General features: G+C 69.3%; 22 protein-coding genes. 13 read left to right on the top strand and 9 right to left on the bottom strand.

Annotated features, from left to right (window positions below):
* Window positions 1-48: 48 nt before the first annotated feature.
* Window positions 49-330, top strand: coding sequence for a hypothetical protein (locus ABZU76_RS05655; protein WP_354865408.1), 282 nt, complete (start codon window positions 49-51; stop codon window positions 328-330).
* A gap of 273 nt (window positions 331-603) precedes the next feature.
* On the opposite strand, the gene ABZU76_RS05650 is transcribed toward ABZU76_RS05655, so the two are convergent.
* The 3 genes from ABZU76_RS05650 to ABZU76_RS05640 form a co-directional block, all read right to left on the bottom strand.
* Window positions 604-1,068 carry an FxsA family protein gene (locus ABZU76_RS05650; RefSeq protein WP_354865406.1) on the bottom strand — a complete coding sequence of 155 codons (465 nt, stop codon included), beginning with the start codon at window positions 1,066-1,068 and terminating at the stop codon, window positions 604-606.
* A gap of 49 nt (window positions 1,069-1,117) precedes the next feature.
* A complete protein-coding gene (locus tag ABZU76_RS05645) occupies window positions 1,118-1,615 on the bottom strand; it encodes a DNA topology modulation protein FlaR (RefSeq protein ID WP_354865404.1) in 498 nt (165 codons plus the stop codon).
* Window positions 1,616-1,846: 231 nt separating this feature from the next.
* Window positions 1,847-2,257 (bottom strand): DUF3151 domain-containing protein, encoded by a 411-nt coding sequence (locus tag ABZU76_RS05640; protein ID WP_220245289.1) that lies wholly within the window; start codon window positions 2,255-2,257, stop codon window positions 1,847-1,849.
* Window positions 2,258-2,489: 232 nt separating this feature from the next.
* Here ABZU76_RS05640 and ABZU76_RS05635 point away from each other — a divergent pair, with 232 nt between their 5' ends.
* Window positions 2,490-3,683 carry a hypothetical protein gene (locus ABZU76_RS05635; protein ID WP_354865402.1) on the top strand — a complete coding sequence of 398 codons (1,194 nt, stop codon included), beginning with the start codon at window positions 2,490-2,492 and terminating at the stop codon, window positions 3,681-3,683.
* An 81-nt stretch (window positions 3,684-3,764) separates the two neighbouring features.
* Here the strand turns inward: ABZU76_RS05635 and fbaA are convergent, their stop codons facing one another.
* Together fbaA and ABZU76_RS05625 are read right to left on the bottom strand one after the other, a co-directional pair.
* On the bottom strand, window positions 3,765-4,796 hold the full coding sequence (gene fbaA / locus ABZU76_RS05630; RefSeq protein ID WP_354865400.1) for a class II fructose-bisphosphate aldolase: 1,032 nt from the start codon (window positions 4,794-4,796) through the stop codon (window positions 3,765-3,767).
* Window positions 4,797-4,909: 113 nt separating this feature from the next.
* Window positions 4,910-5,731, bottom strand: a complete 822-nt coding sequence (locus ABZU76_RS05625; protein ID WP_354865398.1) for an LLM class F420-dependent oxidoreductase — start codon at window positions 5,729-5,731, stop codon at window positions 4,910-4,912.
* Between the two features lie 61 nt (window positions 5,732-5,792).
* Here ABZU76_RS05625 and ABZU76_RS05620 point away from each other — a divergent pair, with 61 nt between their 5' ends.
* Window positions 5,793-6,707: an aldo/keto reductase gene (locus ABZU76_RS05620; RefSeq protein WP_354865396.1), complete on the top strand. Its 915-nt coding sequence runs from the start codon at window positions 5,793-5,795 to the stop codon at window positions 6,705-6,707.
* Here the strand turns inward: ABZU76_RS05620 and ABZU76_RS05615 are convergent.
* Window positions 6,704-7,348: a maleylpyruvate isomerase N-terminal domain-containing protein gene (locus tag ABZU76_RS05615; protein ID WP_354865394.1), complete on the bottom strand. Its 645-nt coding sequence runs from the start codon at window positions 7,346-7,348 to the stop codon at window positions 6,704-6,706. The genes ABZU76_RS05620 and ABZU76_RS05615 overlap by 4 nt on opposite strands.
* Before the next feature lie 106 nt (window positions 7,349-7,454).
* On the opposite strand from ABZU76_RS05615, the gene ABZU76_RS05610 reads away from it, so the two are divergent.
* The 5 genes from ABZU76_RS05610 (at window position 7,455) to ABZU76_RS05590 (ending at window position 12,280) form a co-directional block, all read left to right on the top strand.
* Window positions 7,455-8,357 (top strand): SDR family oxidoreductase, encoded by a 903-nt coding sequence (locus ABZU76_RS05610; RefSeq protein ID WP_354865392.1) that lies wholly within the window; start codon window positions 7,455-7,457, stop codon window positions 8,355-8,357.
* Between the two features lie 8 nt (window positions 8,358-8,365).
* Complete coding sequence (locus ABZU76_RS05605; protein WP_354865390.1) at window positions 8,366-8,839, top strand: pyridoxamine 5'-phosphate oxidase family protein; 474 nt, start codon at window positions 8,366-8,368, stop codon at window positions 8,837-8,839.
* Between the two features lie 81 nt (window positions 8,840-8,920).
* On the top strand, window positions 8,921-10,393 hold the full coding sequence (locus tag ABZU76_RS05600; protein ID WP_354865388.1) for an NAD(P)/FAD-dependent oxidoreductase: 1,473 nt from the start codon (window positions 8,921-8,923) through the stop codon (window positions 10,391-10,393).
* Window positions 10,390-11,262, top strand: coding sequence for a metal-dependent hydrolase (locus ABZU76_RS05595; protein WP_354865386.1), 873 nt, complete (start codon window positions 10,390-10,392; stop codon window positions 11,260-11,262). The genes ABZU76_RS05600 and ABZU76_RS05595 overlap by 4 nt, the downstream gene beginning before the upstream one ends.
* A 10-nt stretch (window positions 11,263-11,272) precedes the next feature.
* Window positions 11,273-12,280: a PDR/VanB family oxidoreductase gene (locus tag ABZU76_RS05590; RefSeq protein ID WP_354865384.1), complete on the top strand. Its 1,008-nt coding sequence runs from the start codon at window positions 11,273-11,275 to the stop codon at window positions 12,278-12,280.
* A gap of 3 nt (window positions 12,281-12,283) precedes the next feature.
* Here ABZU76_RS05590 and ABZU76_RS05585 read toward each other — a convergent pair whose 3' ends face one another.
* On the bottom strand, window positions 12,284-12,565 hold the full coding sequence (locus ABZU76_RS05585) for a YciI family protein (RefSeq protein WP_354865382.1): 282 nt from the start codon (window positions 12,563-12,565) through the stop codon (window positions 12,284-12,286).
* 170 nt (window positions 12,566-12,735) lie between these two features.
* On the opposite strand from ABZU76_RS05585, the gene ABZU76_RS05580 reads away from it, so the two are divergent.
* From ABZU76_RS05580 to ABZU76_RS05565, 4 genes are all read left to right on the top strand, one after another.
* Window positions 12,736-13,311, top strand: coding sequence for a SigE family RNA polymerase sigma factor (locus ABZU76_RS05580; RefSeq protein WP_220245279.1), 576 nt, complete (start codon window positions 12,736-12,738; stop codon window positions 13,309-13,311).
* A 59-nt stretch (window positions 13,312-13,370) separates the two neighbouring features.
* Window positions 13,371-14,561 (top strand): N-acetylglucosamine-6-phosphate deacetylase, encoded by a 1,191-nt coding sequence (gene nagA, locus ABZU76_RS05575; RefSeq protein WP_354865380.1) that lies wholly within the window; start codon window positions 13,371-13,373, stop codon window positions 14,559-14,561.
* 39 nt (window positions 14,562-14,600) lie between these two features.
* Entirely contained in the window at window positions 14,601-15,008 is a 408-nt protein-coding gene (locus ABZU76_RS05570) for a hypothetical protein (RefSeq protein WP_354865378.1), read from the top strand.
* Window positions 15,009-15,085: 77 nt separating this feature from the next.
* A complete protein-coding gene (locus ABZU76_RS05565) occupies window positions 15,086-15,799 on the top strand; it encodes a VTT domain-containing protein (RefSeq protein WP_354865376.1) in 714 nt (237 codons plus the stop codon).
* A 75-nt stretch (window positions 15,800-15,874) separates the two neighbouring features.
* Here the strand turns inward: ABZU76_RS05565 and ABZU76_RS05560 are convergent, their stop codons facing one another.
* Both ABZU76_RS05560 and ABZU76_RS05555 read right to left on the bottom strand, forming a co-directional pair.
* Window positions 15,875-17,269 carry an FAD-linked oxidase C-terminal domain-containing protein gene (locus ABZU76_RS05560; protein WP_354865375.1) on the bottom strand — a complete coding sequence of 465 codons (1,395 nt, stop codon included), beginning with the start codon at window positions 17,267-17,269 and terminating at the stop codon, window positions 15,875-15,877.
* A gap of 107 nt (window positions 17,270-17,376) precedes the next feature.
* A complete protein-coding gene (locus ABZU76_RS05555) occupies window positions 17,377-17,802 on the bottom strand; it encodes a PPOX class F420-dependent oxidoreductase (protein WP_354865373.1) in 426 nt (141 codons plus the stop codon).
* A 255-nt stretch (window positions 17,803-18,057) separates the two neighbouring features.
* On the opposite strand from ABZU76_RS05555, the gene ABZU76_RS05550 reads away from it, so the two are divergent.
* On the top strand, window positions 18,058-18,582 hold the full coding sequence (locus ABZU76_RS05550; RefSeq protein WP_354865371.1) for a MarR family transcriptional regulator: 525 nt from the start codon (window positions 18,058-18,060) through the stop codon (window positions 18,580-18,582).
* The last annotated feature ends 7 nt before the right edge of the window (window positions 18,583-18,589 follow it).

Genomic DNA, 18,589 nt, shown 5'->3' with positions numbered 1-18,589 from the left:
TAGACGCACACCGGGTGTCGGTGCAAACACCGTCCGTAGGAGGTTGTGATGGTAGACAGCGAGCCCGAACCGTTGTGTGGGCAGGAGGAGTTCACTGAGCTGGTGGCCGACATGGTCAAGTCCAGCGCACCACGGTTGTTCGCGATCGTGCAGGAGTACGGGGAGCGCGTGGACGCGCGGATCTCCGCCTGGGGGCTGGACTTCGACGACAAGATCGAAATCCTCGATGTCGACGGTCGTCTCCGGATGAGTCTGATGTCGACGGATCGCGCGCTGTGGATGTTCAGCAGGCACCCAGACGTCTCGGCCGAGGTGGTGTGGGTCGCCTGACCAGCCCCAAAGTCCGTCCGCCGCTGAGGGTGTCGAGGGGCGGCTTTGGTTCGGTGTCCGGCGTCGGGCGCTGCACCTGCGAGCGCCGGTGGCAGTCCCATTCCCAGTTCGTGACGAGGACGGCATTCACTCCGTCGACCCGCGACAGCTGGGAAATCGCCAGGAAGGCCGTGTTCGGCGTGGTCAAGCGGGCAAACGGCTGGAAGTCCTGCACCACCTGCTACCTCCCAGGATCGCTCCGGAGAGTGCGGATGGTCACCGACAGGATCCGGTCTAACCCTCGACGACGCGCCCCTCGATGATCGGGTGGGTGGTCGGCCGCGGGTCTTCCGCGACGACCTCGCTGTCCACCACCATCACCGGGCCGCGGCGGGTATTCGCGTACCGGATCGCGCGCTTCTCAGCCCGGCGCAGCCACCACCGACGCACGAGGGCGCGCGAAGGCGGCAGGAGCACGAACAACCCCAACAGGTCACTGACAAACCCAGGCACCATGATCAGGATGCCGCCCACGGCGATGAGCATGCCGTCGGTGAGTTCTTTGTCGGCGGGGCGGCCGGATTGGGCCTTGGTGACGAAGGCGCGCATCGCCTTGGCGCCCTCGCGGCGGGCGAGCCAGGAGCCCACGAAGGCGCCCGCGATGAGCAGCGCGATCGTGCCGAGGACGCCCACCAGGGAGCCCACGGCCCAGATCGCGGCGACCTCGGCGATGACGTAGAGCAGGAACGCGACAGCCATACCTTCTCAACGAACGAGGTGTCCGCTTTTCTCCCGAGCCGCGCCACGGCTAGACCGAGAGCAGGAAAGCCGCGACGTCCGCGTGGGTGCGCAGCAGGTGGTGGCGCGCCAGCGGAGCGTCCGTGGTCACCGACGCCAACAGGCGGCTGCGGTGAGTACGTGGCCAGTTCCAGATCCACCGGACGAACTCGAGGTCGAGCTTCGAGACGCAGCCGGGGGCCTGGGTGTCGCGGCCGCGTTCGCGCAGGTGGCGCAGCAGGACGCGGCGCAGGCTCGTCGTCCGGCCGACGTCGAGGAACACGACGGTGTCGGCCAGCGGCAGGCGTAGGTCGAAACTGGAGCTGTAATTGCCCTCGATGACCCAGCCGTCCGTGGCGACGGCGGCGGCCTGCTCGGCGCGGAAGTCCTCAGGCGGCGCCGGCACCCAGCCGGGGCGCCAATACAGCTGGTCCAGGTGGGTGACGGGTACGTGCAGCACCGCGCCCAGGCGCCGCGCGAGGGTGGATTTGCCGCTGCCGGAGGGGCCGAGGATGAGGACACGACGCACGCGCCCACCATAGAGAAGCCCGCAGCGCCATTACGATCGCGACGGGCGGCAATGGAGCAGCAGCGGCTTACCCCGACCGTTTTGTCTTCTCCGCAAGAACGCCGTTGATTATGCGTTCCTTTCAAAAGTCGACACTCGGGCCAGCACTCGAGAACACGCAGCGAAGGGCTCCGCCCGCAATGGCGAAGCAATGACGGAGCCCTCCGCTGCAGCAGTGTCAGGCCAAAACCGTCACTTCAGCCCCGTCGCCTCGCCCGCGGCCGGGTCGGACTCGTTGAGGAAGGTCTTCACGCGGTCGTACTCGTCGGTCTCGCCGATGCGCCCCGCGGCGATGCCGAGGGCGGCCAACGCGCGCAGGAAGCCCTGGTTGGGGCGGTGCGACCACGGCACCGGGCCGAAGCCCTTCCAGCCGGCGCGGCGGAGCTGGTCGAGGCCGCGGTGGTAGCCCGTGCGGGCGTAGGCGTAGGCCGCGACGGTCTCGCCGTCCGAGAGGGCGTTCTCGGCGAGGGCGGCCCACGCGGCGCTGAATTCGGGGTGTTCGGCGGCGACGGCCGACGGGTCGGTGCCCGCGTCCAGGGCGGCCTGGGCGGCGGTGTGCTCGGGCAGCAACGTCGGCTCGGGGCCAAGCAGGTTGTGCGTCATACCGACATTCTGCCTACGCCCGCGCGGACTCAGAGGAACAGGCTCGTCAGCACGCCTCCGCCGGCCAGCACGAGGGCGGCGACGACGACTGCGGCGACAACTCGTTTCGGCATCATGGCGCGACACCCTGCCGTGAAAAAGACCGCCGAGGCAAATCCGCCACCCGTAGGGGTGAACCCTGGTTTTCGAGCGGTTTGGCACCTTCCGCACCACCGCTGCCCGCGCGCCGGGAATGATGACAGCCATGACGCAGGTAGACGTGATCCCGCGGAGCCCGGTCGGGAAGACCCGGCTGTTCTTCCAGCGGCACTGGCACCGCGGGGCGGCCGGCCAGGCGACGCCCGCGTGGGTGCTGCGGTTCTGCTACGGGATGTGGCTGGCGGCGTTCGGGTTCAAGCTGGTGGGCTCGTCGTGGGACATGTCGTGGCACTTCATGTGGCTGCGCGACGACCTCGCGCCCCCGCACCTGATCAACACCGTCGGCACGGTGATCATCATCGTGCTCGTCGCGATCCACAGCTACACGGGCCTGGGCTGCGACAAACCGTCGCTGCGGCTGATGCAGACGGGTCTCGTGGTGTTCCTCGTCGCGGCGCCGCTGGACGTGATCAACCACCGCGTGAACGGCCTCGACCTCACCGCGTGGAGCCCGTCGCACATGATGCTGTACCTCGGCACGGGCATCATGCAGGCCGGCGTCCTGCTCGGCTGGGTGCGCCTCGCGCCGCCGGGGCGCTTCCGGACGGGTGTGCTGCTGGCGCTGTGGGCGTTCTTCCTGGAGAACACATTTTTTCCCAACGGTCAGCAGGAGTACGGCATCCTCGGCCTGCGCGCGTGGGAGCGCGGGGCGCCGGAGGCGGAGCCTTCATTGCTGAGCTTCGCCGCGAACCAGATCGGACATCCGGTGGACCGGACGGCGATCTTGCACTTCACGATGCCGATCCCGGAGTGGGTCTACCCGCTGTGGGGCATCGCCGTCACCGCGCTCATCCTCGCCCTCGCCCGCCACACGCTGCGGTTCCGCTGGGCGGGGCTGGCCGTGGCCGGTGCTTATGTGGCTTATCGGTGTGTGATGTGGCTGTTGCTGCTGGGGCTGGGTTTTCCGGTGTCGACGGTGCCGTTCTACCTGCTGGCGGTCGGCCTCGCCGTAGACCTCGCGTTCACGATCGGCGTGGGTCATCGCGTCGCGACGGCCGCGATCGGGGCGCTGCTGGTCACGGCGTTCGGGTACGGGGCGCTGTGGGTGCAGTCGCAGTTCCGGGTGTGGTTCCTGGGTGGCGCGCACACGGAGTCGGCGCCGCCGGTGGCGTACTGGACGGTGGCGGTGGCTTTGGTCGGTGTGTTCGTCCTGTGGGCGGGCGCCGGGCCGGTCACGCGCCGCTGGACCGCGCGGCGGAAGGTGACCGCCGAGAACCTGGTCGCCTAGTCAGAGCAAGAAACGGCCCTTCCCCCGAGACACCCGGGGAAAGGGCCGTTTCACGTGCAACCAACCTCAGCTGAACAGGACTTACTTGACCTTCGTCCCCGCCGAGCCCAGCGCCTGGCAAGCCTCGACCACACGAGCCGCCATACCGCCCTCGGCGGCCTTCAGGTACGAGCGCGGGTCGTAGAACTTCTTGTTGCCCACCTCGCCGTCGATCTTCAGCACGCCGTCGTAGTTCTTGAAGAAGTGGTCGACGATCGGGCGCGTGAACGAGTACTGGGTGTCGGTGTCGACGTTCATCTTGACGACGCCGTAGGTCACCGCCTCGCGGATCTCCTCAGGGAGGGAGCCGGAGCCGCCGTGGAAGACGAGCTCGAAGGGCTTTGCGCCTGCGTCGAGGCCGAGCTTCTTGGCGGCCGCTTCCTGGCCGCCCTTCAGCACGTCGGGGCGGAGCTTGACGTTGCCCGGCTTGTAGACGCCGTGGACGTTCCCGAAGGTCGCGGCCAGCAGGTAGCGGCCGTTCTCGCCCGAGCCGAGGGCGTCGATGGTCTTCAGGAAGTCGCCCTCGGCGGTGTAGAGCTTCTCGTTGATGTCGTGCGCGACGCCGTCCTCCTCGCCGCCTACAACGCCGATCTCGACCTCGAGGATGATCTTCGCGGCGGCCGTCTTGGCGAGCAGCTCCTGCGCGATCTCCAGGTTCTCGTCGAGGTCGATCGCGGAGCCGTCCCACATGTGGGACTGGAAGAGCGGGTTCTGGCCGTTCTTCACGCGCTCGGCCGAGATCTCGATCAGCGGGCGGACGAAGCCGTCGAGCTTGTCCTTCGGGCAGTGGTCCGTGTGGAGCGCGACGTTGACGTCGTACTTCGCCGCCACGACCTGTGCGAACTCGGCCAGCGCGGTTGCGCCGGTGACCATGTCCTTCACCTTCTGCCCGGACGCGAACTCCGCGCCGCCGGTGGAGAACTGGATGATCCCGTCGCTCTCCGCCTCGGCGAACCCGCGGATCGCGGCGTTCACGGTCTCCGACGAGGTCACGTTGATGGCCGGGTAGGCGAACTCGTTCGCCTTGGCCCGGTCGAGCATCTCCGCGTAGACGTCGGGGGTGGCGATGGGCATCGTTTCCTCCTCGGAACTGACTGGCTTCTCAGCCGCATCGTACGAGGTGGACCGGCCGCGTGGGCCGGTCCACCTCATTAGGGACGCCTATGGACATCCTCACGTGGAACGATTCAGAACAACTCGGCCGCCAGCGCCCGGTATGCCGGGAACGGGTCTTCGTTCAGGACCTGGACGTTCACGTGGTCGGCACCCGCGTCGAGGTGCGCGCGCACACCCGCCGCGATGGCCGGGGCGTCGCCGTGCAGGACCAGGGCGTCGACGAGGCGGTCGCTGCCCTCGCCGGCGAGGTCTTCCTCCGTGAACCCGAGCTTGCGCAGGTTGGCCGTGTAGTTGGACAGCTGCAGGTAGAACTGCACGGTCTTGCGGCCGAGCGCCCGCGCGCGCTCCGGGTCCGTGTCGAACACCACCTTGTGCTCGGGGGCGAGCAGCGGACCCGCGCCGAGGATCTCGCGGGCGGAGCGCGTGTGCTCCGGGATGGTCAGGTACGGGTGCGCGCCGGCCGTGCGGTCGCCCGCCAGCTTCAGCACCTTCGGCCCCAGTGCGGCCAGCGCGCGGGACGCCTGGGGGACACCCGCCGCGTCGAGGCCGTCGAGATATTCAACGAGGGCGGCGTAGGGCTTCTTGTACTCCTGCGTCGCCTCCGGGTGGCCCGCGCCGACGCCGAGGAGGAAGCGGCCCGGGTGCTTCGCCTCGATGCGGTGGAACGCCTTCGCGATGGACGCGGGCGTGTCCGCCCAGATGTTGACGATGCCGGTCGCGACGGCGAGGTGATCGGTCGCGTCGAGCAGCTCCTCGGCGATCGCCAGGTCGCCGCCCGGCGAACCGCCCAGCCACACCGCGCCGTAGCCGAGCCTCTCCACCTCCGCCGCGAACTCGCCGTTCGTCTGCGTGGCACTACGCCAAATGCCGACCTTGCCCAGTTCGATAGCCATAAACCTTCCCAACACTTGATGCCCGGCGGATTCTTCCGGGTCTGAAGGCTAGTTTCGTGCCATGACCAAGCTCGGCAACTCGGACCTCGACGTGTACGGCCTCAACCTCGGCTGCAACGTCTTCAACTTCACCGCGGACGAAGAGTCTTCCCACGCGGTCCTCGACGCCTACGCTTCAGCCGGCGGCAACTTCCTCGACACCGCCGACGTGTACGGCGGTGGCGGCGGTTCGGAGACGATCATCGGCAACTGGCTGACCAAGCGCGGCCGCCGCGACGACATCGTGGTCGCCACGAAGGTCGGCGCGTGGGAGCAGCGCAAGGGGCTGTCGGCGGCCAACATCACGGCCGCGGCCGAGGATTCGTTGCGGCGCCTGCAAACCGACCACATCGACCTGTACTACGCACACAAGGACGACCAGGACACACCGCTCGAAGAGACGCTGTCCGCCTTCGACTCCCTCGTGCGCGCGGGCAAGGTCCGCTACATCGCGGCGTCGAACTACTCGGCGGAGCGGCTGACCGAGGCACTGTCCATTTCGGACCGTGAAGGCTACGCGCGGTACGTGGCCCTGCAGCCGCACTACAACCTGGTGGAGCGGGACTACGAGACCGACCTCGCGCCGACGGTCTCGCGCGAGGGGCTTTCGACGTTGCCGTATTTCGCTCTGGCCAAGGGTTTCCTCACCGGCAAGTACCGCTCGGCCGACGAGCCCGGCGACTCCCCGCGCGCCCCGCGCGCCATCGCGTACCTCGACGACCGCGGCGAGCGCGTGCTGGCGGCGCTGGACTCGATCGCCTCGGCGCACGGCGCGTCCGTCGCCTCGGTGGCGCTGGCCTGGCTGCGCGTGCAGCCGACGGTCGCCGCGCCCATCGCGAGCGCGCGCACGCCGGAGCAGCTGACGGATCTCGTGGCGTCGGTGGTGCTGGAGCTGACGGGTGACGAGGTCGAGGCGCTGAACAAGGCGTCGGTCTAGAACGCGCTGATGTTCCGCGCCCGTTCGCGGCGGGTCAGGGTGCTGACGACGGCGCCCTGGCCGTGCCTGCGGACGGCGAGCCGGGACAGCAACGTGAGTACCGGTGTGAAGGCCGCGTCGGGGAAGTCCGGCGCCGGCAGGTCGACGCTCGCGGCGAGGTCGGCGGAGTGGACGACGAGCTCCAGCAGGCGGGTGTGCAGGAAGTCGTCGCGGCGCAACGACCAGCCCTGCCACGGAATGTCGACCCGCTCCGCTGCCTCGCCGCGCAGAAGCCGCGCGACCACGGCGAGGTCGGCGTCGTACCGCGAGAGCATCCAGCCGAAGCCCAGGGCGGCCTCGGCGTCGTCGGTGGTGCGGTCGTTGGCTTGATCGCCGAGCGACGTCGACGTGACCCAGGCGGCGCGCGCGTAGTGATCGTCGACCGCGGCGAGCGCAGGCAGGGTCGACGGGGCCGCAAGGAGCTCGGCCGCGCGCATCACCTGGCGGGCGAGGTGGCAGGCCAGCGCGCCCACCGACAGCTCCGGCAACGCGCTGGATTCGGCCCAGCGCTCGCGCACGACATCGAGCCGCAACAGCGTCGAACAGACCGCCGCGGCGTCGAGAAACGGCTGGTCGAGATCCCCCACACGAGCACCATCCATGCTCGAAGACTGCCACCCATCGCAACCTACCGAGGAGTAGCTTACCCCGGGTAGGTTGCGGTACCGTCCCCTTCACAAGCGGAAACGCACGCCAAGGAGGGCACCAGTGGTCAAGAACGTGGACGGCAAGGTCGTGCTGATCACCGGGGCTGCGCGGGGCATCGGGGCCGGGCTGGCGGAGCGGCTGGCCGCGCGCGGGGCCAAGGTCGCGCTGGTCGGTCTGGAGGCGGACGAGCAGGCGAAGGTCGCCGAGAAGATCGGGCCGAACGCCAAGGCGTGGGAAGCCGACGTGACCAGCTGGGACGACCTCGAAGCGGCCACCCAGGGTGTGGTGGAGCATTTCGGCGGCATCGACATCGTCATCGCCAACGCGGGGATCGCCACGGCCGGCTTCGTGCGAAGCGTGGACCCCAAGGCGTTCGAGAAGGTCATCGAAGTCGACCTGCTCGGCGTGTGGCGCACGTTCCGCGTGACGCTGCCGCACGTGATCGAGCGGCGCGGCTACCTGCTGGCGATCTCCTCGCTGGCCGCGATCACGCACGCGCCCGGCATGGCGAACTACGCGGCGGCGAAGGCGGGCGTCGAGGCGTTCTCCAACAGCCTGCGTGCCGAGGTCGCGCACCTCGGGGTGAAGGTCGGCGTCGCGCACCCCACGTGGATCCGCACGGACTTGGTCGAGAGCGCCGACGCGCACCCGGTGTTCGGGAAGCTGCGGGCGTCGATGCCGGGGCTGATCGGGAAGACGTACCCGCTCGACGTGGCGCTGGACGACCTCGAGGCGGGCATCCTCAAGCGCGCGCGGACGATCCACGTGCCACGCTGGGTCGGCGGCCTCAAGCTGCTGCGCGCGTTCCTGCCGCCGATCGTCGAGCTCGGCGCGCGGGCCCGCGTGCCGGCGGCGGACAAGGCCGCGCTCGACGACATCGAGCAGCGCGGCGCGTACGAGTCGGCGGTGACCGGCCACGGCGGCCGGGCTGCGACCCGACCCGAACAGACCACAGCCGAATAGGAGCGCGCATGTCCCGTCGCGACCAGATCCGCATGACGCCCGAGGAGATCCGGGCCTACCTCGACGAGCAGAAGGTCATCAACGTCGCCACAATCGGGCCGAACAACCGGCCCCACCTGGCGCCGCTGTGGTACTTCCCGCACGAGGACGGCGTCGCGACGTGGACGTACGGCAGCTCGCAGAAGTCGAAGAACCTGCGCCGCCTGCCGGAGGCCACGGTGCTCGTCGAGAGCGGCGATTCCTACGAGAAGCTGCGCGGCGTCTCCCTCGAGGCCGACGTGCAGATCATCGAGGACACCGACGAGGTCACCCGCATGGGCATCACGCTCATGCAGCGCTACGCGGGTGCCAAGCCGGGTGACCCCGTGCCCGCCGAGCTCAGCGAGTTCATCGGCCGCCAGGCCCCGAAGCGCATCGGCCTGATCTTCCACCCGACGAAGGTCGTCTCGTGGGACCACACGAAGCTCGGCGGAACGTACTAACGGGTAGCAGGTACTTTCGAGTAACTGTTACTTGAGGTAACGTCATCTGTGGCAGACCCCCTGCGCAGCGGAGGCCGACAGATGACCGAGCGGTTCAAGGTCGTGATCGTGGGCACCGGGTTTTCCGGGCTCGGGCAGGCGATCCAGCTCGAAAAGGCCGGCATCCGGGACTACGTGATCCTGGAGAAGGCCGACGAAGTGGGCGGCACCTGGCGGGACAACTCGTACCCTGGGTGCGCCTGCGACGTCCAGTCGCACATGTACTCGTTCTCCTACGAGCAGAACCCCGACTGGTCGCGGTCGTTCTCGCCGCAGCCGGAGATCTTCGGCTACCTCAAGGGCGTCGCGGACAAGTACCGGCTGCGCGAGCGGATCCGGTTCGGCGTGGAGATCACCGGCGCCCACTGGGACGCGGGCGAGCGCCGCTGGAGCGTCGAGACCAAGAGCGGCGACGAGTTCTCCGCGCAGTTCCTCGTTTCCGGCGTCGGCGGGTTGCACATCCCGTCTATCCCGAAGCTGCCGGGCATCGAGAAGTTCACGGGCCAGACGTGGCACTCTGCGCAGTGGAACCACGAGTTCGACTTGCGCGGTAAGAAGGTCGCGGTGGTCGGCACGGGGGCGAGCGCGATCCAGTTCGTGCCGCAGATCGCGCCGGAAGTGGCCGAGCTGACGCTGTTCCAGCGCACGCCGCCGTGGATCATGCCGAAGCCGGACCACGCGATGCCCGGCTGGGCGAAGCAGCTGTTCCGCCACGTGCCTGGCACGCAACGCCTGTACCGCAACGCGTTGTACTGGCTGCTCGAAGCGCGCGCCATCGGCTTCAACGGGCACCCGAAGCTCATGCACGCGGCCGAATCCATCGCGCGCCGCCACATCGCGAAGGGCATCAGCGACCCGAAGCTGCGCCGCAAGGTGACGCCGGACTACACGATGGGCTGCAAGCGCGTGCTCATCTCCAACGACTATTACCCGGCCCTGAACCGCGGAGGCGTCGACGTGGTCACCGACGGCGTCCGCGAGGTCCGTGAGAACAGCGTGGTCGACGAGGCCGGTGTCGAGCACGAGGTCGACGCGATCATCTACGGCACCGGCTTCCACGTCACGGATGCGTTGGAGTACCTCGACATCACGGGCGTCGAAGGCCGCGGCCTCGCGAAAACCTGGGCCACGGACGGGATCCGCACGCACAAGGGCATCACCGTCGCCGGGTTCCCGAACCTGTTCTTCCTGCTGGGCCCGAACACCGCGCTGGGCCACAACTCCGTGGTGTTCATGATCGAGTCTCAGTCGCGCTACGTCGTCGATGCGATCAAGCTCGCCGACTCCCACGGCGCCGCCGCGCTCGACGTGCGCCCGTCCGTGCAGGACCAGTTCCAGGCCGAGATCCAGGACAAGCTGGTGAAAGGCGTGTGGACGCAGGGCGGCTGCACGAGCTGGTACCTCGACGCAAAGGGCGTGAACCGCACGATCTGGCCCGGCTTCACGTGGAAGTACTGGCTCGAGACGCGCCGGGTGGAGCCGAGCGACTACGAGCTGTCCGGGAGGCCCTCGTGAACCCGGCGAATCCCCTCGAGCACGAACAGATCGTGCTGCACGCGCGTGACGTCAAGTTCGACTGGGCCGCGCTGCCGATGCACTGGATCCCCGGCGAACCGCAGGCCACGCACAGCATCAACGTGCTCCACATCGCCCTGCCCGAAGGCGAACGCTGGTTCGTCGAGGTCTTCAAGCAGGCCGTGCCGCTGATCCGCGACGAGCGGCTCAAGGAGGACGTCCTCGGCTTCATCGGCCAGGAGGCCATGCACGCCGAAGCCCACGACGGCGCCGCGGAGCACCTCGAAGCCGCGGGCCTGCACGTGCGGCCGTACGTGGCGCAGATGGAGTGGCTGTTCGGCCGGCTGCTGGGAGATCGTCCGAGCGCCGGTGAGGAATGGCTCGTCGAACGGCTCGCGCTGATCGCCGCGATCGAGCACTACACCGCGTTCCTCGGCCAGTGGGTGCTCGACGCGACGGCGCTCGACGCCGCGGGCTCCAACCCGACGATGCTCGACCTGCTGCGCTGGCACGGCGCGGAGGAAGTCGAGCACCGGTCCGTGGCCTACGACCTGTTCTGCCACCTCGACGGCCGCTACTCGCGTCGCGTGCGCAGCATGGCCGTGGTGACGCCGGCGCTGGCCTGGGTTTTCGTGCGGGGCACCAAGTTCCTGATGCGCAACGACCCGACGCGCCCGGGGCGCGCGTCCTGGCGCGCGTACCTGAAGGCCGCGAAGAAGGGCGTGGTGCCCGCGCCGCGCGAGCTGCTGCGGGAGATCCGGCCGTACTTCCGGCGCTCGTACCACCCGACGGAGACCGGCAACACCGACCAGGCCGTGGCGTACCTGGCGGGCTCCCCCGCGGCCCGGGCGGCCGACGCGCCGAAGTGACAGCACCGCGATGACCGCACCGGAATTCCCGCCGCGGCTCGACGGAACGGGTCGCCGCGACCGGCTGATGTCCACTTTGGTCGGTGTCGGTGCGGCCTACCGCCGGCTCGCCCGGTACTCCGGCCGGCGCCGCCCGCCCGTGCGGGCGGTGGACCGGACGTTGCCGCTGGTCGTGACCACCGTCCGGCCCGAGGCCGACGACGTGGTGTCCCTTCGCCTCGCGCGGCCCGAAGGTGAGCCGTTGCCGAGCTGGCGGCCGGGCGCGCACCTCGACCTCACCCTGCCGTCGGGGCTGGTGCGGCAGTACTCGCTCTGCGGCGACCCCGGCGACCTCTCGCACTACCGCGTGGCCGTCCGGCGGATCGGTGCGGCCTCGGGTGAGGTCCACACGCTCAAACCCGGCACCAAGGTGGACGTGCGCGGCCCGCGCAATGCGTTCCCGTTCGTCGCGGCGGACTCGTACGTCTTCATCGCCGGCGGCATCGGCATCACGCCGATCCTGCCGATGGTCCGCGCGGCCGACGCCCGCGGAGCCGACTGGCGGCTCGTCTACACGGGACGCAGCCGCGAGTCGATGCCGTTTGTGGAAGAACTTTCGGATTTGCCCGGGGACCGCGTGTGGTTCCGCCCGGACACCGAGTACGGCATCCCCGCCTCGGGCGTGGAGCTGCTGGAGGGCGTCCCCGACGGCGTCTCGGTCTACTGCTGCGGGCCGGCGCCGATGATCACCGGCGTCCGCGTGGACCTCGAGCTCACCGGCGCCAAGGCCGTGTACTTCGAACGCTTCTCGACCCCGCCGATCGTCGGCGGCCGGCCGTACACCGTGGTCCTGCGCCGCAGCGGCCACACGCTCGCCGTGCCGGCGGACCGTTCGACGCTCGACGTCGTGCGCGAAGTGCTGCCTGACGTGGCGTTCTCCTGCCGCCAGGGCTTCTGCGGCACGTGCGCCGTGGCGACCCCGGACGGCGGGTCGGTGCGGATCTGCGTGGACCGCGGACCCGCCGTCCTGGAGCTCTAGGTGCTACGTCTGCGGGACCCAAGCGCCGAGCACCGGCTTGTACTCGCGGATCGAGCGATCGGCGACCACGCCTTCGAGCTGGTACGGGTCCTTGCCGATCAGCTCCTCGAGCGCCGCCTCGTCTTCGGCCTGCCACAGGACCAGACCACCGGAGGCGTCGGCGAGCGGTCCCGCGACGGCCACGCGGCCGTCGGCGGCGTGCTGGCTCAACCACTCACGGTGACGGGGCCGGACGTCGGCCACCTTCTCCTGCACGTAACGGATTTCGACCAGATACCAGGCCATGTGGATCTCCCGGGTGGGTGCGTTGGTGACGCTGTCGACGCTACCGGGCAACACCCTGTGGTCCCAGCATCCGACCAGTGGCGGGACAGAGCTCACCCGATACGCTAGGGCTGCGTCAGCAGCTTGGCGCAGGGGCACCACAGGGGTCGAGAACAGGCAGGCAGGGGTACATGCTGGAGGGCAACGCGGAACGCAGTGTCGAGGCGACCCTCGGGCACCTGCGGACCATGGACGGGCCGGTGCCGCCGCAGCAGCCGGCCGCACCGCTGAACCTGGAGGACCTGTACCGCCAGCACCGGATGCGGCTCGTGCGGCTCGCGATCCTGCTGGTCGACGAGCCGGCCACGGCCGAGGACGTGGTGCAGGAGGCGTTCACCGGTCTGCACCGCAACTGGGGCCGGCTGCGCGACGCGGCCGCCGCCGTCGGGTACCTGCGCACGGCCGTGGTCAACGGCTCGCGCAGCGTGCTGCGGCGGCGGAAAACCGCTCGTGAATACGTGCCTCCGCACGCCGTGAACGCGCGTTCCGCGGAGAGCCTCGCGATGCTGTCGAGCGAGCACCAAGCCGTGGTCAGCGCCCTTTCGAAGCTCCCGCCGCGCCAGCGCGAGGTGCTGGTGCTCCGGTACTACGGGGGGCTTTCCGAGGCCGAGATTTCAGAGGCCGCGGGCATCTCGAAGGGTACCGTTAAATCGACCGCCAGCCGGGCGCTGGAGGCCCTGCAGAAGGCGATGCAGACCCCACAGTGACCCGGGTGGACCAATCCCGATCACCGAGTTGCGTAGCCATGTCTGGTCCAGACCAATATATGCTGGAGGGCGTGAAGCACGCCGGAGACTTCGTCATCACGGGCGGCCGGGTCGTCGCCCCGGACCGCGTACTCGACGACGGCTGGCTCGCCGTGTCCGACGGGCGCATCGCCGCGGTCGGCACGGGGACGCCGCCGGGTGGCCCCGAGACCGAGGTCGTCGATGTGGGCGGAGCACTCGTGGTGCCCGGGTTCGTCGACACCCATTGCCACGGCGGGGGCGGCGGTTCGTTCTCCACACTGGACCCCGACGAGATCCTCACGGCGGTGCGCGCGCACCGGCGCCACGGCACCACGACCACGCTCGCGAGCCTGGTCTCGGACCCGATCGACCTGCTGACCGAGCAGATCGCGGCCCTGCGCGAGCTCGTGCAGGACGGCGAGCTCGCCGGCATACACCTGGAAGGGCCGTTCATCTCACGCGCCCGCTGCGGCGCGCACGATCCGGACACGCTGCGTGAACCGGACACCGGCACCGTCGAGAAGCTGCTGCGCGCGGGCGCCGGCGCGATCCGCATGGTCACGCTCGCGCCGGAGCTCAACGGCGGGGTGAAGGCCGTGCGCCAGCTCGCCGAATCGGGCGTGACGGCCGCGATCGGGCACACCGACGGCCTCGCCGAGCAGCTCGTGCCGGCCATCGACGCGGGCGCCACCGTGGCGACGCACCTGTTCAACGGCATGCGCCCCCTGCACCACCGCGAACCGGGCCCGGTCGGCGTGCTGCTGGACGACGAGCGCGTGACGGTCGAGCTCATCTGCGACCTCGTGCACCTGCACCCGACGGTGGTCCGCCTCGCGGCACAGCACGCCGGCCGCGGCCGGACCGTGCTGATCACCGACGCCATGTCGGCCACCGACGCCGCCGACGGCCGGTACACGCTGGGCCGCCTCGAGGTCGACGTGCACGACGGCGTGGCGACGCTGGACAACGGATCACTGGCCGGCAGCACGTTGACGATGGACAACGCCTTCCGCAACCTCGTGAAGGGTGCCAAACTCGGTGTCCTCGACGCCGTCCGGGCGACCTCCGGGCGGCCCGCCGAACTGCTGGGCATCGCCGACCGCACGGGTTCGCTGCGGCCGGGCCTCGCCGCCGACGTCGTGATCCTCGACGACGACCTGCGGCCGGTCCGGGTGCTGCGCCGGGGCGAGTGGGTCGCCGAGGTCGGCCGGGCTACCTTGAGCACGTAAGCGACTACGCGGGCCGCCCGCGGGGAAGTACGGAGAGGGATGAGCGAGCCGAAGGACCCGGAGCGACTGCTCGCCGACGCCCTGCGCGCCCAGGCCGTGTTCGCCCCGCACACCAGCTCGCAGCCCCCAGCGTCTTCCGGCTCCCCGGACTCCACGGGCTCCGCCGGCGCGACCGGCCCCACCGAGGAGCTCCCACCCCGCTACGGCCTGCTCTCCGGCGCGGGCGCCGACTCCCTCGAACGCGAACGCGCGGCCCTGGACGACGCCTCCGGCCAGCGGACGACGCCGGTCTCTTCGGGTGTTCGGCCTGTTCCCGCACCGGACCCCGCGACGGTCCGCCAGGCCCCGCCCGGCCCCGCGCCGCTGCCCGCGCACTGGGTGCTGTTGCTGGCTCTCCTGCTGGGCTTGGCCGCGGGCTCGGTCATCGGACTGCTCACCCTCGTCTGACAATTCCGGAAAACCCCCATTACCTGCTGTGGTTCTCCCTGTGAAGGCACTCAGCGTCACCCTGTACCGTTTTCGGTGTGATTCTCGCCCAGAGCACAGTGACGACCATGTCCATCCTGCCGTCGTGGCTGGACCCGGAGCAGCTGCTGTCCGGCCTGACCGTGCCGGTCATCGCGGTGCTCTGCCTGATCATCTTCATCGAGAGCAGCATCTTCCCGGTGCTGCCGGGTGACTCGCTGCTGTTCACGGCGGGCCTGTTCATCGCCAACGGCACGCTGCAGGCGCCCCTGTGGGTGGTGTGCGTGCTGGTGACGGTGGCGGCGCTGCTCGGCAACGTCTGCGGGTACTACATCGGCTACTTCGTCGGCCCGAAGCTGTTCAACCGGCCCGATTCGAAGTTCTTCAAGAAGGAATACGTCGACAAGACGCACGCTTTCCTCGACCACCACGGGCCCAAGGCCGTGGTGCTGGCGCGGTTCGTGCCGTTCGTGCGGACGTTCATCACCTGGATCGCCGGCATCGGCCGCATGGACCCGAAGCGGTACTTCACCTACACGGTGCTGGGCGGCATCGCCTGGGCCGCGGGCATCACGGTGCTGGGCTCACTGCTGGGCAACATCGGCTTCATCCGCGACAACGTCGACGCCATCTTCGTGCTGATCGTGCTCGTGTCGGTGGTGCCGATCCTGCTCGAGTACCTCAAGAGCCGCCGCGAGAAGAAGGCCCGCGTGGGTGCGCCGGAGGAGAACGCCGCCGAGGTCACGCAGCGGATCCCGCGCGTGCGCGACTGACCGAAACGCGACTGACCGAAACGCAGAAAGCGGCGCCGGCCCCGAGCAAGGGACCGGCGCCGTTTTCGTGAAACCTCAGGCCGTCATCGAGAACATCGACCCCGGGTTGAACAGGTTCTCCGGGTCCAGCGCCTGCTTGATCTGCCGGTGCACCCGCATCCCGACAGGCCCGATCTCGCGCGCCAGCCAGTCGCGCTTGATCTTGCCGACGCCGTGCTCGCCTGTCACCGTGCCGCCGAGCGAGAGGCCGATCTCCAGGATGTCGTCGAACGCTTGCCGTGCGCGGGCGAACTCGTCCTCGTTGTCGGGCGCGTAGACGATCGTCGGGTGCATGTTGCCGTCGCCGGCGTGGCCGACCACGGCGATCTTCAGGCCCACCTTCTCGCTCACCTGCTCGCAGCCGCGGATCAGCTCGGCGATGCGGGTGCGCGGCACGCTGACGTCGTCGGTGAGCCAGATGCCGTAGGTCTCCAGCGCGGTCAGGACCACGCGCCGGGCCTGCAGCAGCATCTTGCCCTCTTCGAGGTCGTCGGTGGCGTAGACCAGGTCGGCGCCGCAGTCGGCGCAGATCTGCTCCAGCACGGCGAGCTCGCGCAGCGCGGCCTCGCCGCCGACGTCGGACTGCGCCAGCAGCAGCGCCTGGCAGTCGGAACCCGCGCCGAGGTCGGTCTTGAGGTAGGTCTCCGCCGCCTTGATCGACGCCGCGTCCATGATCTCCAGCAGCGACGGCACGAGTCCCTCGCGCACGACCCGAGCCACGGCCTCGCCCGCCGCCTCCGTGGTGCTGAAGCCCGCGACGAGCGTCGCCGGCGCTTGTGGCAGCGGGCGCAACGCCACGGTGGCCTGCGTGATCACGCCGAGCGTGCCCTCGCTGCCGATGAACAGCTTCGTCAGGTCGTAACCCGCCACGCCCTTCACGGTGCGGCGGCCGGTCTTGAGCAGCGTCCCGTCGGCCAGCACGACCTCGAGGCCGAGCACGGAGTCGGTGGTCACGCCGTACTTCACGCAGCACAGGCCGCCGGCGTTGGTGGAGAGGTTGCCGCCGATCGTGCACCAGTCGTAGCTCGACGGGTCGGGTGGGTAGAACAGGCCGTGCTTCTCCACGGTGTTGCGGAAGTCGAGGTTGACCACGCCGGGCTGCACCACGGCGAGGCGGTTGGCGGGGTCGATCTCCACGATTTCGTCGAGCTTGGTCAGCACGAGCACCACGCAGCCGTCGATGGCGTTGGCCGCGCCGGACAGGCCGCTGCCCGCCCCGCGCGGCACGACGGGCACCTTCGCCTCGGCGCACGCCTTGACCACGGCCTGCACGCCCGCGGTGTCCGCGGGCAGCACCACGGCCAGCGGTTTCCCGGACGGGGCGAGCGGCATCATGTCGCGCGAGTAGCTCGCGGTCACGTCGGCGTCGGTGAGCACGGCCTCCTTGCCGAGCTCGTCGCGGAGTCGCTGCAGGAGGGCATCAGTGCTCATGGCTTCATCGTAGGCACAAATATCTCCGCAGTGCGGAATAGAATTTCCGGATTTCAGCCGGATGGCGACTTGCCCGGCGCCATCCGGCTGCGCATCCAGCCGACCCGTCAGCGCACCAGGCCGTAGACCCGGTCGACGTTGATCGTCAGCACCAGCCGCTGGTCCGCGACCATCGCCTCGCGGTACTCGTCCCAGTCGGGGTGCTCACCGCCGACCTTCCGGTACAGGTCGATGAGGGCCTCCACCGTCGCGTCGTCCTTGGCCGCGGCGACCGGCGTCAGCACGGCCTTGCCCTCCGCCACCGCGTATGACCAGCCGTTCTCGCTGCCCACGTGGTAGCTCACGCGCGGATCGCGGCGCATGTTCTTCGTCTTCGCTCGCGTCTCGGTGATCGAGACGAGGATCTTGCGCTCGGCGGCGTCGAAGTAGTGGCTGACGGTGGACAGCTGGGGCCGCCCGTCGCGCTTGAGCGTGGCCAGCACGCCGTTGCGGCGGGAGCCGATGAGGTCGTACAGCGGTGTGTCGTCGGTCATAGCTTTTTCAACCCGTCACATTCCGTCTTGTTCCCTCGTCAACTCCCAGAGCCCTGACCTGGGCCTTCGGACTCGGGAGAAAACGGACGAACACCCTCCGGTGAATATCTGCTTGCATGCAACAACTAAAGTGTGATGCGACACAACCGGGGTCCGCGAGCTTGCGCGAAGCACGGATCAGGCACACTCTTGCTAAAGGCAACTAGTTGCAGCCGCCAAACAACGGTTCGTTTCACCGCGAGAAAGATCGACCGAATGGCACCGAACAGCGCCGCCACCCGGCCCAAGGACGAGCTCGACCTGGCCGACCAGCTCGGACACGAGCTGGTCCGTTTCATGCGCCTGATCACCAAGGCGAAGTCGCAGGTCTCCAAGCAGGGTCCGGACGGCATCGAGCGGGCCGCGTACGCGATCCTCTTCTGCCTCATCCACGAGGGGCCGCAGCGCACCAGCAAGCTCGCCGAGTTCCTGCACTCCGAAATCTCCACCATCAGCAGGCAGTCGAGCGCGCTCGTGCAGCACGGACTGGTGGAACGTCAGGCCGACCCCGAGGACGGCCGCGCCTGCTTGCTGGCACCCACCGCCGAAGGCCTGCGGGTCTTCGACGAGAACCGCAAGCAGCGCAACGTCTGGCTCGCCGACGTGCTCGGCGACTGGACCCAGGAGGATCGCGAGACCCTCAACGAGCTGTTCGGGCGGCTCAACACCGGTATCGAGAACAACTTTCCAGACATGACCGACTCCGCGCCGGCGGACTCGGTGCACTCCAAGGGGGCCTAGCAACCAC

This window comes from Amycolatopsis sp. NPDC005232 (assembly GCF_040607795.1).
In the GTDB taxonomy this organism is placed as follows: Bacteria; Actinomycetota; Actinomycetes; order Mycobacteriales; family Pseudonocardiaceae; genus Amycolatopsis.
Note: the sequence above shows the minus strand (reverse complement) of the source record. Positions and strands in the feature narration are given on the sequence as shown.